The organism is Streptomyces sp. NPDC048338 (assembly GCF_043201055.1).
Lineage (GTDB): Bacteria > Actinomycetota > Actinomycetes > Streptomycetales > Streptomycetaceae > Streptomyces.
In genome coordinates this window covers 127,417-141,859 of the sequence record NZ_JBICYQ010000004.1, presented here as the reverse complement: position 1 = coordinate 141,859, position 14,443 = coordinate 127,417, and the positions used below count along the sequence as shown (strand labels likewise).

The following is a 14,443-nucleotide window of genomic DNA, read 5'->3' as shown; positions in this document are numbered from 1 at the left end:
TCAAAGTCCCTCCCCCTGGGCTTCGCCCGGGAGGTGCCCCCAGCTCGCGGCGCCCGGTACCGCGCTCCCCCGTGGCCCTTCGGGCACGGGAGGGGCCCCCACGCTGCGTTGTCGAAGCGTCCGAGTACGTCCAGTACGCGGACGCTCCTCCGCCTTGCGATGCACGGCACCGGACACCGCGAGCCCGACCGGCGCTACTTTGAAGACAGGCCCTAGAGCACGCCGTCCTCCATGTCGTCCCCCGCCGTGGACACCGCGACGGCCTCCCGTTCCGGGGCCTCGTCGGAGACGGTGACGACCGTGCCGGGCAGATGGCGCCGCAGCGCGTCCGTGACCAGCCGGGGCGGGAGTACGGACGCGGCCCGGTGGACCCCGGGGCGCACCCGGCCGAGGGCCACCTCGCGCGCGGCGACCGCGCCGACGACGCCCGTCATCGCCGAGCCGTCCTCGCCCCTGATCAGCACCGTGCGGCGCCGCGCCGGGCTCCCGGCCGACGCGCGGCGGGAGGGTTCCAGGGACTCCAGGACCCCCCACAGCACGTGGTACGGGGTCCTGCCGAGTGCGTCCAGGGTGCTGGCCCGCACCACGGCGTCCGCCTGCGCCGCCAGGCCGCCGGCCCGGTCGTCGCCCGCCCGGTCGTCGCCGGCCGCCCGTGAGCGGTTCAGCGCGTCGAGCAGGTGCCGGCCGTCGAAGGCGTTGTACCAGCGGGCCTCCGCCAGACCGAGCGCCCGTGCCTGGGCCGTCAACTCCCGGGTGAGGTAGGGGTGGGCGGTGACCGGGTGCGGTACGCCCGCCACCACGCACTCCTCGGCGGCCCGCAGGGCGCCCGGCACCACGCGCCCGTCGCGCCACTGCGCCCGGGGCGTTCCGTAACCGCGGTCCATGCTCAGCAGGTAGTCCGTCGCGCCGGTGCGGGTGAAGGCGCCGAGCGAGACGTAGTAGCCGGTGAACCGGGCGGCGCCCGGCTCCGGCCACTCCGGTCCTCCCCCGGTTCCCTCCGTGAGGAGGCGGGGCAGCAGTCCCGACAGCCCCGGCGCGACGCCGGCCGAGAGCACCACCGTGCCCTCGTCCGCCGGTGTCCGGCCGGGACCCGATCCGTCCATCACGTCCACGTAGTGGGCGCCGGCGGCGGCCGCCGCCCGCCGGGGGCGGTCCCCCAGCAGGTAGGCGGGCCCGGCGCAGTTGAGGACGACGTCGCAGCCGTGGACGAACCGGCCGAGGGAGTCGTCGTCCAGGGCGTCGGCCGCCGCGCCTTCGGCGGCCCCGCCGAGGGCGGCGGCACACCGTGCCGCCGCCTCGGCGTCCCGGCCGCCGATCCGGAGCCGGAGCCCGCCCCCGGCGGTGAGGACGCGGGCGGCGGCCACGCCGACCGCGCCGTATCCGCCGAGGACGCCGATCACGGGCGGCCCGCCGGTCACCGGTCGTCCCCGGGCAGCAGCGCCCGCGCCACCGACCGGGCGTGCGGCGGCTGCACGCAGCTGAAGTGGTCGCCGGGCACGTCCACGATGCGCAGCCCCTCGCCGCAGACCCGCTGCCAGTAGTCCGTCATGTCGTCGTGCATGCCGGGGAAGATCTCCGCCTCCCCGGTCTGGCGGACGAAGGTCGCCGGGAAGTCGCAGGGGGTCGGCTCGTGCGAGGCGACCGACACGAGGCTGTGCTTGACGATGCGGAACAGCCGGGTGAGGCGTTCCTCGGAGCGCAGCGCGGCGTCCTCCACCGGCATGCCGGCGCCGATGGCCCGGAGCCGCTCCTCCTGGGAGCGTTCCGCGAGGGCCTGGAAGGCCCGCAGTGCCTCGCGGCCGGGCCCGGACAACGTGTCGGCGGGCCGGTCGACGAGGCTGCCCTGAGGCACGGTGGCGCCGTGCTCGGCGGTGGCCGCCTCGACGAGTTCGCGCGTCGCCGCCTCGTCCTCGGGATAGCCGAGGGCGACCAGGTCGGCCCGCATGAGCCGGGCGAAGATGTACTCGGCGAGCAGGTCGTCCTCCACCAGGTACGGCACCCGGTAGCTGCTGATGACGGTCAGTCCGGTCACCTCCACTCCGGCGGCGGTCAGCCGCCGGGCGAGTTCGGGGACCAGCAGGCCGCCCATGCAGTACCCGACGAGGTGGACCTGCCGGAGTCCTTCGGCGAGCAGGGCCTCCGCGTGCCGTTCGGCGAGTTCGGCCACCTGTGTGCGGGGGTCCGCCTTGAGGAAGGCGTCGATGTCGTCGACGACGAGCGCGGCGAGCGACATCCGGTCGGCCAGTTCGCCGATCACGCCGCGGTACGGGATGACCGTGCCGGTGCCGTCGTGCACCAGGATCCGCGGCACGGTGTCGCGCGCGCCGGCCGGCGCCTCGCTGATCCGGACGAACGGGGAGGCGGGTGCGGCCCCGGCGGGGCCGGAGAGGTTCTCCCGCGGGGCGGCCAGGTGGGCCGCGAGCGCGGCCACGGTCGGCCGGTTCATCACCAGGCGCAGCAGGTCGTCCCATTCGAGGTCGGCGGCCTCGGGGAGCCGTTCGCGCATCCGGGTGACCAGGCGGGCCACCAGCAGCGAGTCGCCGCCGAGGTCGAAGAAGTTGGCGTCGCGGCCGACGGTGGTGACCGGCAGGACGTCCGTCCACAGGGCGGCCAGGGTCTGCTCCATGCCCTCGTGCGGCGCGTCACCGCCCTCGTCGACCCGGCCCTGCGCCGTCGAGGCGGTCCAGGCGTCCAGCCGGGCCCGGTCGATCTTGCCGTTGCCGGTGAGCGGAACCCGGTCCACGACCTGGAGTTCGGCGGGGATCATGTAGCCGGGGAGCCGGTCGCGGAGGTGGCCGAGCAGCGCCTCGGGGCGCAGCTGCGCGCGGTCGGCCTTGAAGCGGGAGACGAAGACGTGCTGGCCGATCCGGTCGAGCGCGGTGCCCTCGTCGGGCAGGCAGACGGCGACCTCGGCGCCGGCCTCGCGCAGCATCCGCAGCCACTGGTCGCGGCCGAAGAAGGTCTGGCCGGTCTCCCGGCGCTCGTCCTCGAAGCCGTGCAGCCCCGCGTTGAACTCCATCGAGGTCATGACGTGGTAGGCGTCGCGGGTGGCCTCGATGAAGACCAGCCAGCCGCCGGGAGCCAGGAGCTCGCGCAGTCGGGCGAGCACCTTCTCGGCGTGCACGGAGTTGTGCAGCACGTTGGCCAGCAGGATGACGTCGAAGGAGTTCGGCGCGTGGCCCTGGGCCCGGTGGTCGCGGTTGAGGTCGAAGAGGCCGTAGCGGACCCAGGGGTGGGCGCGGAAGCGCTCCTCGGCCGCGGTGAGGAAGAAGTGGGACAGGTCGGTGAAGAGGTAGTCGACGCCCAGGCCGTCGAGCGCCGGTACGAGCACGGTGCTCGTACCGCCCACGCCGGCGCCGATCTCCAGGAGCCGGAGCGGTTCGGGGCCGGGGTGCCGCCGGGCGATCTCCTGGAGCGCGGCCACGACGGCCGCGTTGTTGTGGCGGCTGATCAGGTTGTCCCGGTAGGCGGCCTCGGCGGTGTCGAGGCGGCCCTCGGGGAAGAGCAGCGTCTTGAGGTCGATCTCGTTGCGCAGCAGCGGGGCGAGGTGCTGCTCGGACACCCGGTGGTAGCGGACGAGTTCGGCGCCCCACGCGATGCGCGGTTCGAGGGCGTCGATCCGTCGCAGCACCTCCTCGTGGCGTTCCCGGCTGTCGGCGCGCAGGTCCCGGTAGCGGCCGGTGTCGGGGTCCTGGGTGACCCGGCCCTCGTGTTCCAGGGCGGTGAGCCAGCGCTGCACCAGGTAGTGGTTCTCCGGGGCCGCCCCGGTGGCCTCGACGACCTCCTCCAGGGTGTGCTCGGAGGCGGGCTCGGGGAAGAGGCCGCAGGAGCGCAGGAGGGCGGCCATCGACTGGAGGGCGGAGAGGTCGAGGAGTTCGACCATCTCGGTCGTCTCGGCGTCGGAGACGTCGCGGACGGTCTCGGCTCCGCCCGCCGCCGCGGTCTCCCGCAGCCCGGCCGGGAGCGCGGGGGCCTCGGCCCGCCCGGGCTCGGCGAAGGCCACCAGGCGGCGGGCTCCGCCCTCGCCCTGGATCGTGGCCGCGGCGAGTTCCACCGCGGGGTGGGTCTGGAGCGCGGCCTCGACCTCGGCGAGCTCGACCCGGTGCCCGTTGAGCTTGACCTGCCGGTCGACCCGGCCGAGGAACTCGATGGTGCCGTCGTCGAGCCGGCGCCCCATGTCGCCGGTGCGGTAGAGACGTTCACCGGTGGCGGGGTGGGTGACGAACCGTTCCGCGGTGCGCTCGGCGTCGCCCAGGTAGCCCAGGGCCAGGCCCGCCCCGGCGATGTACAGCTCGCCGGTGACATGCGCCGGGCACTCGCGCATCCGGGTGTCCAGCACGTGGAAGCGCTGGTTGGCCAGCGGCCTGCCGTACGGGATGCTGCGCAGGTCGGGGTCGACCTCCGTCACCGGGTGGCAGATCGACCAGATCGCCGCCTCCGTGGCGCCGCCGAGGCTGACCACCCGCAGTCCGGGGATCCGCCGGCGGACGGCGTCGGGCAGGGTGACGGGGAGCCAGTCACCGGAGAGCAGGGCGAGCCGCAGCCGGGAGACGTCGGTCCCGGGCCTGCCGCGGAGGTACTCCTCCAGCATCTGCATCTGCGCGGGGACGGAGTTCCACACCGTGACGCCGTGCCCGGCCAGCGACTCGGCCCAGTGGGCGGGGTCGCCGCGGCGCGCGGGGTCGGGCAGGACCAGGGCGCCGCCGACCGCCAGCGGGCCGAAGACGTCGTAGACGGAGAGGTCGAATCCGAGCTGGGCGAGTCCGAGCACCCGGTCGTCGGCGGTCACGCCGAACCGGGCGTTGACGTCGTCGACGGTGTTGCGGGCGGCGGCGTGACTGATCATCACGCCCTTGGGGGTGCCGGTGGAGCCGGAGGTGTAGATGACGTACGCGAGGTCGTCGGGGGCGGTGCGGTGGCTGAACGCGCGGTCGGCGGGCCCCAGGGTGTCGACCCCGACGGCCGGCAGCCCGGCGGGCAGGGCGAGCGAGGGCAGCAGCGCGGACTGGGTGAGGACCAGGCGGGCCCCGGCGTCGGCGAGGACGGCGTTCCGGCGCAGCGGGGGCTGGGTGGTGTCCACGGGCAGGTAGACCCCGCCGGCGAGGAGCACGCCGAGCACGGCGGCGACCTGCTCCCACCCCTTGTCCATCACGATGCCGACGCGCTCCCCGGGCCGGCAGCCGGCGTCGGCGACGGCGACGGCCACCGACCGTGCCCGGCCGAGGAGTTCGCCGTAGCTCAGGGTCCGGGTGGGGGTCACGACGGCGACGCGGTCCGGGGTGCGGGCGGCCTGGGCGACGACCTCGTCGTGCAGGAGCCCGGTCCGGCGCGGGGCGGCGGTGTCGTTGGCCCGTGCGACGCGCGCCGTCTGTCCGGCGGGCAGTTCCACGGGGTCGGGGTGGCCCCAGACGGTGTTCCCGTCGACGAGCCGCTCGACCAGCTCCGCGAAGGCGGCGAACATGTCGTCCACGACGCCGTCGGGCAGGACGCCGTCGCGCACGTCCCAGTGGGCGAGCAGGCCGCCGCCGTCCTCCATGACCTGGCAGTCGATCCACACCTGGGGGGTCTGGGTGATGCCGTGGACGAGCTCGCCGTGCGGCATGAGCGAGGGTGCGGGCTCGGACCCGGCCCCGGTCCCCGTCCCGGTCCCGCTGACGGTGCTGGTGAAGGTGACGGGCAGCAGTGCCTCGGTGCGGCCCCGGCGACGGGCCAGTTCCCGCAGGACCTCGACGCCCGAGCAGAGCCGGTGGTCCATGTCCTCCCAGAGCCTCCCCTGCACGGTCCGCATGCGGTCGACCAGGGTCGCGCCCTCGCCGAGGTCGACGGCGAGCAGGCTGGTGGAGCTGAAGTCGCCGATGACGCGGTCGGCGTCGGGGTGCAGGGGGAGCCGGTTCTGCACGGTGAGGCTGAGGGTGAAGCGCGGGGTACGGCTCCAGCGGCCGACGGTCTCGGCGAAGGCCTGGAGCAGGGCGCCGGAGGCGGTGACGCCCGCCTCCGCGGATCGGCGGCCCAGCGTCCGCCACTGCTCGGGGGTCAGGCGCAGGCCGTGCCGGGTGAAGCGGGGCGGGGCGGCGAGCGAGTCGGTGCGCAGGGGCAGGTCGGGGGCGGGCGGCAGGGCGTCCACCCGGTCCCACCAGTACGCACGGTCGCGCTGGTACCGGCTGCCCTCGCGGGCCCGGCCGGCCGCCAGGACGTAGTCGCGGAAGTCGGCTCCCGGCGGCTCGGGCCGCCGGGAGCCGGTACAGATCGCGTCGAGTTCGGCGAGCAGCAGCCGGATGCTGCTGTAGTCGCAGATCAGCAGGTCGACCGCGACGTGCAGCAGCAGGGCCCGGTCGGTCTCGGTGACCCGCAGGTCGAACAGCGGCCACTGCTCGGTGGGACGCACCTGGTGCGACATCTCGGCGCGGGTGGCCTCCAGGGCGGCCGTCCGGCCGGCGGTGTCCGTGCCGCGCAGGTCCTCGCGGCGGACGTGGTAGCGCGGGACCTCCGGGAGCACCCGCTGGTGGCCTTCGGCCGATACGACGGCCCGCAGCATGGGGTGCCTGCGGATCAGCTCGTTCCAGGCGTCCTCGATCCGGTCGGCTCCCCAGTGCGGGAGCGCCAGTTCGAGGTAGCCGTGGCAGGCCACGCCGCCGTAGTCGAAGGCCCCGCTGCGGCCGAGCAGGTAGGCCGCCTGGACGTCGGTGAGCGGGAACGGCTCGTGCGCCGCCGCCGGCTCGGCGACGACGGCCGGGCCGTACTCCTGTGCCCGTAAGAGGGCGAGCACGTCGTCCCGGTGGGCCTTCAGGGTCTCCAGCCGCTCCGGCGTCATCACCCCTCGGGGGGCGCGGTAGCGCAGCCGGCCGTCCTCCTCGTACATCGTCACACCGGCCGCGCTCAGCTCGGCCACGAACTCCCCTGCATTCACGATCCGTTGCCCTTTCTCGGCGTGCTGCGTGCACCACAAAGCGGCCATGAGACGCCTGACAGCCTCACGCATCCCCCCTGGCGAAGTTCTGGATGGCCGCCACCGGCCGCGGTGACCCGCCACCCCGGCCACGCAACGGTCAATTCGCATCAAAGGGCGGCAACGGGTACGTATAGGCTGACCGGCGCACACGCTCCTTCCCGTACCCCGCCGCCCCTCTGGAGAGTCTCCGGTGTCCGTCGCGTCCGCCCCGTCCGAATCCGGCACTCGTACCGCCGTCCCCGCCCCCAGCGCCGAACCGGCCGGCACCACCGAACCGTCCGGCCTCCCCTCGACCACCGAGGTCACCGACGCCACTACGGTGCCCGCCCCGTCCGCCGAGGCCACCGGAGCGGCCGAACCGGCGGGCGTCACCGAATCCGCCGGAACCGCCCCGTCCGCGGAGGCGGCCGCGGCCACCGGCCCGGTGGTCCGCGACGCCCGGGAGTTCGGTGTGTACGCGCGGACCGGCGGCTGGGCGTTCGCTCTCCGGGTGGCCCGCAGCGTGCGGCCCGGCGGACAGGCCGCGGAGGAGTCCCCGAAGGTGTCGGCGAAGGCGTTCGCCGAGCTGGCCGGCTGCTCGGCGGACCGGGTGATGCGCTTCTACAAGGCGTGGGACATGGCCGCCGCCGACGGGCTCGTCCCGCAGTTCGAGGCGCTGGTGCCGGGTGAGGACGTCGCCCTGCCCGAGGCGGACGCCTGGCCGGCGTACTACTCCTCCCGGTCCGGGGCGGCCTCGGTGCGCGGGCAGGCGATCACCGCCGCGGCGGCGGCGGAGGGGATCCGGCCGACGAAGGCCCTGGAGGTCGCCGAGAACCCGACGGCGCTGCGCGCGGCGATCCTGGCCGACCCGGGCACGGCCGAGGCGGCCCGCGGCGCGCTGCTCGACCGGATGAAGGAGGATCCGGCGCTGCAGACCGAGATGGCGCGGGCCATCGCCCGGACCGACGGGCTGAAGAAGGCCGTGGCGACCGAGGCGAAGGCGGCCGACCGCATCGGCTACGTCCGGCAGATCGCCGAGAAGGGGCAGATCCGCACACCGGCGGGTCAGACGGTGGAGGCGCCCGCCGCACTGCGCGCGGAGGCGGAACGGCACCTGTCGCTGATCGACGAGCTCGACGACGACGAGGAGGCGGGCGAGTGGGCGGGCGAGGCGTACGACGCCGTGAAGGGGCTCGTCGCCCAGGCCGTGGAGGCCGACCCGGAGCTGCGGGTCCGCGAGCGCCGCACGAGGTTCTACAGCAGTCTCCAGAAGGCCACCAAGGTCTTCGAGGAGCTGACGCTGGACGACGTCGTCGAGGAGGACGTGTACGAGGAGGACATGGTGCGGCGGCTCGAGGCGCTGCAGGAGGCGGTGGCCGGCTGCATCAGCGCGCTGCGCCGGGCGTCCGACGCGCGCTGAGCCCGGACCGGCCCCCCGCCCCCGGCCCTGGACGGTCCGCGGGCCGGGGCCGCCGTCGGCTCAGTCCTCGTGGCCGAGCTGGAGGTCCCGCTCGGTGCGCCCACCGCCGGCGACCTGGAGGACGGTCGCGACGGGCGGGTAGCCGGCGGCGATGACGGTGTACTCGCCGGACGACAGGTCGACGAAGCGGAAGGTGCCGTCCGGCCCGGTCGTCAGGGTGTCGACGACGTTCCCGGCCGCGTCGAGCAGCGTGATCCGCGCGTCCTCGACCGGCCGGCCGCCGCCCGCGCGCACCGTGCCGCGCAGTACGGCGCCGCCGGCGAGCTCGATGTCCTGGCGGGTCTCGCGGGACGCCTGCACGCTCACCGGCAGGGCGGCCGGCCGGAAGGCGGGCGCGCTGGCGGCCAGCGTGTACTCGCCGGCGACGAGTTCCGAGATGACGTAGCCGCCCTCGCGTCCGCTGCGGGTGGAGGAGACGACGTCGCCGCGGACGTCGGTGAGGGTCACCGCCGCGTCCCGGACCGGCGTCCCGTCGGCGGTGACGACGGTGCCGGCCAGGCGGCCCGCGCCGCCGAGGACCACGTCGAGCTCGACGGGCCGCTCTCCGACGGTCACCGAGACGGCCTGCGGCTGGTGGCCGCCCGCCGCGGCGATCAGGACGTACGAGCCGGGGCCCGGCACGCTGAGCGCGTACCGCCCGTCCTCGCCGCTCCCGCCGCGGCCGATCTGGTGTCCCTGGACGTCGATGAGGGTGAGGGCCGCACGCGGGACGCGGCTGCCGTCGTGGTGCTGGACGGTGCCGGTGACGGGGAGGCCCGCGAGCGAGGGGGCGGCGGTCCTGGCGCGCGGGACGGCGGTGGCGGCCTCGGCGGGGGTGGCCTCGGCGGCGGGGCTGTGGTGGGACACCAGCGGTTTCTCCTTGAGGAAGAAGGCGAGGACGAGGCCGAGCACGAGGACCGGCACCAGGTAGAGGAAGATCCGCGGCATCGCGTCGGCGTACGCCTGGATGTAGGCGTCGCGCAGCGCGGGCGGCAGGGCGTGCACCGTCTGCGGAGTGATCGATTCGGCGGGCGGCAGCGCGGTGCCGGCCGTCCGCGGCAGCCTGTCGGCGAGGGCGTCGTCGAGCCGCGAGGCGAAGAGGGTGCCGAAGATCGCGGCGCCGACGCTGCCGCCGATCTGGCGGAAGTAGTTGTGGGCGCTGGTGGCGGCGCCGAGGTCGGCGGGGCGGACGGAGTTCTGCACCGCGAGCACGAGCACGGGCATGACCAGCCCGATGCCGACGCCGAGGACGGCCTGCCAGAGGCTGTGCTGGAGGCGCGGGGTGTCGGTCTCCATCCGCGAGAGCAGCCACATGCCGAGCACCGAGAGGGCGCCGCCGAGGACCGGGTAGATCTTGTAGTGGCCGGTGCGGGTGATCAGCTGTCCCGAGACGACGGAGGCGCCGACGATCCCGCCCATGAGGGGCAGCATCAGCAGACCGGACTCGGTGGCCGTGGCGCCCTCGACCATCTGCAGGAAGGTCGGCAGATAGCTGGCGGCGCCGAAGAGCGCGATGCCGACGACGGCGCCCACGAGGGCGGTGACGGCGAAGACGGGATCGCGGAACAGCCGCAGCGGGATGAGCGGTTCGGGCGCGAAGCGCTCGACGACCAGGAAGAGCAGGGCGGCCGCCGCGGCGCCGCAGCCGAGGCCGAGGATGACGCGCGAGTCCCAGGCGTACTCGGTGCCGCCCCAACTGGTCAGCAGGACCAGGCAGGTGGAGGCGGCGGCGAGCAGGAGGGCGCCGAGGACGTCGAGCCGGGCCCGGGCCCGGGTCCGGGGGAGCTTGAGGACCACCGCGACGACACCGAGGGTGACGAGCCCGAAGGGCACGTTGAAGTAGAAGCACCAGCGCCAGGAGACATGGTCGGTGAAGAAGCCGCCGAGCAGCGGGCCGGCGACCGAGGCGAGCCCGAACGCGGCCCCGATCAGACCCATGTAGCGGCCGCGCTCGCGGGGCGGGACGATGTCGGCGATGATCGCCTGGACGCCGATCATCAGGCCGCCGGCGCCGACGCCCTGGATCGCCCGGAAGGCGATGAGCTCGTCCATCGACCGTGACCAGCCGGCGAGCGCCGAACCGATCACGAAGACGACGATGGCGAAGAGGAAGACCCCCTTGCGGCCGAAGAGGTCGCCGAGCTTCCCGTAGACGGGCAGGCCGATGGTGGCGGTGAGCAGGTAGGCGGTGATGGCCCAGGACATCCGGTCCAGGCCCTGGAGTTCACCGACGATCTTCGGCAGCGCGGTGGCGACGATCATCTGCTCCAGCGCGGCGAGCAGCAGCGCGAGCATGAGACCGAGGAAGACGAGCCGGGTCCGGCGGGGGTCGAGTGCCGGTCCGGGCGCGGGCTGCGGCGGCTCGACGGGCGGGCCGCCCGCGACGGGCGGTACGTCGTCCTTCACCAGCGTGATCGCACCCACGTGCTGCTCCCCTCGTCACGACGTTCGGCGCCGCGCCATTCTTCGCATTGGGCGCGAAGCGGGAGCAAGTCGGGCGAGGTGCGGGCCTGCTGGTGTCAGCGGGGGTGAACGCCCCTGCCGTACGTGGCACTTGGGGCGCTCATCAGCGCGTTTACGGAAGTCCCCGCGCCCCCTGCGTGCGCGGGGCGCACCGGCGGGAGTCGCGGGGAAACCACTCGAATCGGTGAGCGGAGCCCGCCGGGGACGCTACTTCTCGACCTCGGCGGCCAGCTTGTCCAGCACGGCGTCGTAGATGCGGCCGAGTCCCTTGGGGGCGAAGGTCCGCTCGAAGAAGCCGCCGATGCCGCCGGCCCCGTTCCAGACGGTGCTCACCACGGCCTTGGAGCGGCCCTCGCCGGCGGGGGTGACGGTCCAGGTGGTGACCATGGAGGAGTTGCGGTCCTTCTCGACCAGCTGCCCGTCGGTGGGCTCGGTGACCTCCAGCAGGCAGTCGCGGACGCGCTTGCTGGTGGCCTGGAGCTTCCAGTGGACGAGGGTGCCCTCGCCGTCGCCGCCCTCCCGCACCTCGTACTCGCTGAAGTGCTCCGGGAGCACCTTCGCGCGCGTGCCGCTGTAGTCGGCCAGCGCGTCGAACACCTTCTCCGCGTCCGCCGCGATGACCCGCTCCGTCGTGGCCTCGACCTGCGCCATGGCACTTCCTCCAGCACTTGTTCTCAAGGGGTGTGGGCCCAGCCAACCACCTGGGCCCGGGCCTCCCAAATCCGGGTTGCGGCGATCAAGGGAACAGGTGTTCTATTCTGGGGTTCCATGACCGGGAGACGACCCGAAGGCGCCGAAGGCGGCCGGGACGCCGACCCGAGGACACCGGCACCGAGGAGGCGGCCATGCGCTGGGACAATCTGGGCGACGACCCCGCCGGCACGGCCGGGACCGCGCTGTTCGGCACGGACGCGGTCGTCACCCGCACCGTCGACACCCCCGAGTTCCGCGGTATCACCTTCCACGAGGTGCGGGCCCGCTCGATCCTGAACCGGGTGCCTGGCGCCTCCCGCATGCCGTTCGAGTGGACGGTCAACCCCTACCGCGGCTGCACGCACGCGTGCGTCTACTGCTTCGCCCGCAAGACCCATGGCTATCTCGACCTCGACACCGGCCTCGGCTTCGACTCGCAGATCGTGGTGAAGACCAACGCGCCGGAACTGCTGCGCCGCCAGCTCGCCTCCCGGCGCTGGCAGGGCGCGCACATCGCGATGGGCACCAACGTCGACTGCTACCAGCGGGCCGAGGGCCGCTACCGGCTGATGCCCGGGATCATCTCGGCGCTCCGCGACCACGCCAACCCCTTCTCCGTCCTCACCAAGGGCACCCTGATCCTGCGCGACCTCGACCTGCTGGTGCAGGCGGCCGCCGTGACCGAGGTCGGCATCTCCGTCTCCGTCGGCTTCACGGACCGCGAACTGTGGCGCACCGTCGAGCCCGGCACCCCCTCCCCGCAGCGCCGCCTGGACGTCGTGCGGACGCTCGGTGAACACGGCATCGGCTGCGGCGTGCTGATGGCCCCGGTCATCCCCTTCCTCGGCGACCGGCCCGAGCAGCTGCGCGCGACGGTACGGGCCGTCGCCGAGGCGGGGGCGACCTCCGTCACCCCGCTCGTGCTGCATCTGCGGCCGGGTGCCCGCGAGTGGTTCATGACCTGGCTGCGTCGCCACCACCCGGGCCTGGTGGGCCGCTACGAGCGGATGTACGCGGACGGCGCCTACGCCCCGACCTGGTACCAGCGCCGGATCACCCGTCAGGTGCACGAACTGGCGGACGAGTTCGGGATCGGCCCGGCCCGCCGGGGCGCCTCGCGCGCGCTCCCCATACCGGACGATCCCGCTCCGGAGGGCGCGACACAGCTCACCCTCCTCTGATCGGGTCAACTCTCGGCGGAACATGTCCCCTCGCGCCGCGGGCGGGGCACGCACGCCCTATGAACCCACGTGCAGGTGTGCTGATCGCCACTGGGGCACTCGTCGCAGGGACGGTCACCGTCCTGCCCGCGTCCGCCGAGCCCCGCCCCGAACCGACTCCCCGCCCCATCGCCCCGCTCGTCTGGTCCGGCTGCGCCACGAAGGCCTATCCGAAGCTGGAGTGCGCCACGCTGAAGGTCCCGCTGAACCACGACGACCCGGCCGGCCGGACCGTGACGCTCGCGCTGAGCCGGATCGCGCACACCGCCGAGGAGTCCCAGGGGCCCCTGCTCGTGAACCCGGGCGGGCCGGGCGGCAGCGGACGGACGATGGCCGGGTTCGTGGCCGCCTCCCTGCCCGCCGCGGTGGCGGCCCAGTACGACGTGATCGGCTTCGACCCGCGCGGGGTCGGGCGGAGCGAGCCGGCCCTCGACTGCCGGCCCGGCCACTTCGCCCCCGTCCGGCCGGACTCGGTGCCCGCCGGGGCCGAGGGCGAGCGCGCCGGGGTCGAGCGGGCGCAGGCGTTCGCGAACGCGTGCGGCGCGAAGTACGCCGACGTGCTGCCGTACATCGACACGGTGAGCACCGCCCGGGACATGGACGCCATCCGGGACGCCCTGGGCGCGAGCCGGCTCAACTACCTCGGCTACTCCTACGGCACCTACCTCGGGGCCGTGTACGCGCGGCTCTACCCGGAGCGGGTGCGGCGGTTCGCCCTCGACTCCGTCGTCAACCCGCGCGGTGTCTGGTACGAGGACAACCTCGCCCAGGACCGGGCCTTCGACACCCGCCACAAGGCCTTCATGGCCTGGGTGGCCCGCCAGGACGCCGCCTACCGGCTGGGCACGGACCCGGCCGCGGTCGAGGCCGCCTGGTACCGGATGCGCGACGCCCTGCGGATGACCCCGGCCGGCGGGAAGGTCGGGCCGGGCGAGCTGGAGGACACCTTCCTGCCCGGCAGCTACTACAACGGCTACTGGCCGAAGCTCGCCGAGGCCTTCGCGGCGTACGTCAACGACGGCGACGCGGCCCCGCTGACCACCGCCTACGCGCAGCTCGCCCGGACCGACGCCTCGTCCGACAACGGCTACTCGGTCTACACGAGCGTGCAGTGCCGGGACGCCGCCTGGCCGCGCGACTGGGGCGTGTGGCGGAAGGACAACTGGGACGTGCACGCCAAGGCACCGTTCGCCACCTGGAACAACGCCTGGTACAACGCTCCGTGCGCGTTCTGGCCGGTGGACTCGCTGACCCCGCCCGACGTCACCAACGACGAGGTCTCGCCGATCCTCATCCTCCAGGCGACGGAGGACGCGGCCACCCCGTACGAAGGGGGCGTCGAGCTGCACCGGATGGTGCGCGGCTCCAGCCTGGTCGTCGAGCAGGGCGGACCGAACCACGGCGTGACGCTGAGCGGCAACGCCTGCCTGGACAAGCACCTGGCGACCTACCTGTCGACGGGACGGGTACCGCGCGGCGCGGCGGGGTCGGAGGCCGACGCGGTCTGCGAGACGCTCCCCGACCCCCGGCCGGCGAAGACCTCGGTGCGCCGCGGCGACGCGGGCACGGGCGGTACGACGGGGGGCGCCGTGCTGCACGGCCTGCTCGGCCACCGGGGCTGAGCCGACCGGACCGGACCCGCCCACGGCCGACCGGGCCGGGCCGGCAGGGGGCGTGGCC

Annotated in this window: 7 protein-coding genes; 3 read left to right on the top strand and 4 right to left on the bottom strand. The window is 74.4% G+C overall.

Translation table 11 applies throughout. From position 1 onward, the window contains the following. Positions 1–212 precede the first annotated feature (212 nt). Together ACGFZF_RS11055 and ACGFZF_RS11050 are read right to left on the bottom strand one after the other, a co-directional pair. Positions 213–1,418, bottom strand: coding sequence for a saccharopine dehydrogenase NADP-binding domain-containing protein (locus ACGFZF_RS11055; RefSeq protein ID WP_393553179.1), 1,206 nt, complete (start codon positions 1,416–1,418; stop codon positions 213–215). After that, positions 1,415–6,907: an amino acid adenylation domain-containing protein gene (locus ACGFZF_RS11050; RefSeq protein WP_393553177.1), complete on the bottom strand. Its 5,493-nt coding sequence runs from the start codon at positions 6,905–6,907 to the stop codon at positions 1,415–1,417. Before ACGFZF_RS11050 ends, ACGFZF_RS11055 begins: the two co-directional genes overlap by 4 nt. Before the next feature lie 232 nt (positions 6,908–7,139). On the opposite strand from ACGFZF_RS11050, the gene ACGFZF_RS11045 reads away from it, so the two are divergent. Next, a complete protein-coding gene (locus ACGFZF_RS11045) occupies positions 7,140–8,348 on the top strand; it encodes a hypothetical protein (RefSeq protein ID WP_393553175.1) in 1,209 nt (402 codons plus the stop codon). Positions 8,349–8,408: 60 nt separating this feature from the next. Here the strand turns inward: ACGFZF_RS11045 and ACGFZF_RS11040 are convergent, their stop codons facing one another. Beyond that, entirely contained in the window at positions 8,409–10,811 is a 2,403-nt protein-coding gene (locus ACGFZF_RS11040; protein WP_393553173.1) for an MFS transporter, read from the bottom strand. Between the two features lie 246 nt (positions 10,812–11,057). Further along, a complete protein-coding gene (locus ACGFZF_RS11035; RefSeq protein ID WP_393553171.1) occupies positions 11,058–11,501 on the bottom strand; it encodes an SRPBCC family protein in 444 nt (147 codons plus the stop codon). Between the two features lie 194 nt (positions 11,502–11,695). Here ACGFZF_RS11035 and ACGFZF_RS11030 point away from each other — a divergent pair, with 194 nt between their 5' ends. Further along, a complete protein-coding gene (locus tag ACGFZF_RS11030) occupies positions 11,696–12,724 on the top strand; it encodes an Rv2578c family radical SAM protein (RefSeq protein WP_393553169.1) in 1,029 nt (342 codons plus the stop codon). Between the two features lie 59 nt (positions 12,725–12,783). Continuing rightward, positions 12,784–14,385 carry an alpha/beta hydrolase gene (locus ACGFZF_RS11025; RefSeq protein ID WP_393553167.1) on the top strand — a complete coding sequence of 534 codons (1,602 nt, stop codon included), beginning with the start codon at positions 12,784–12,786 and terminating at the stop codon, positions 14,383–14,385. The last annotated feature ends 58 nt before the right edge of the window (positions 14,386–14,443 follow it).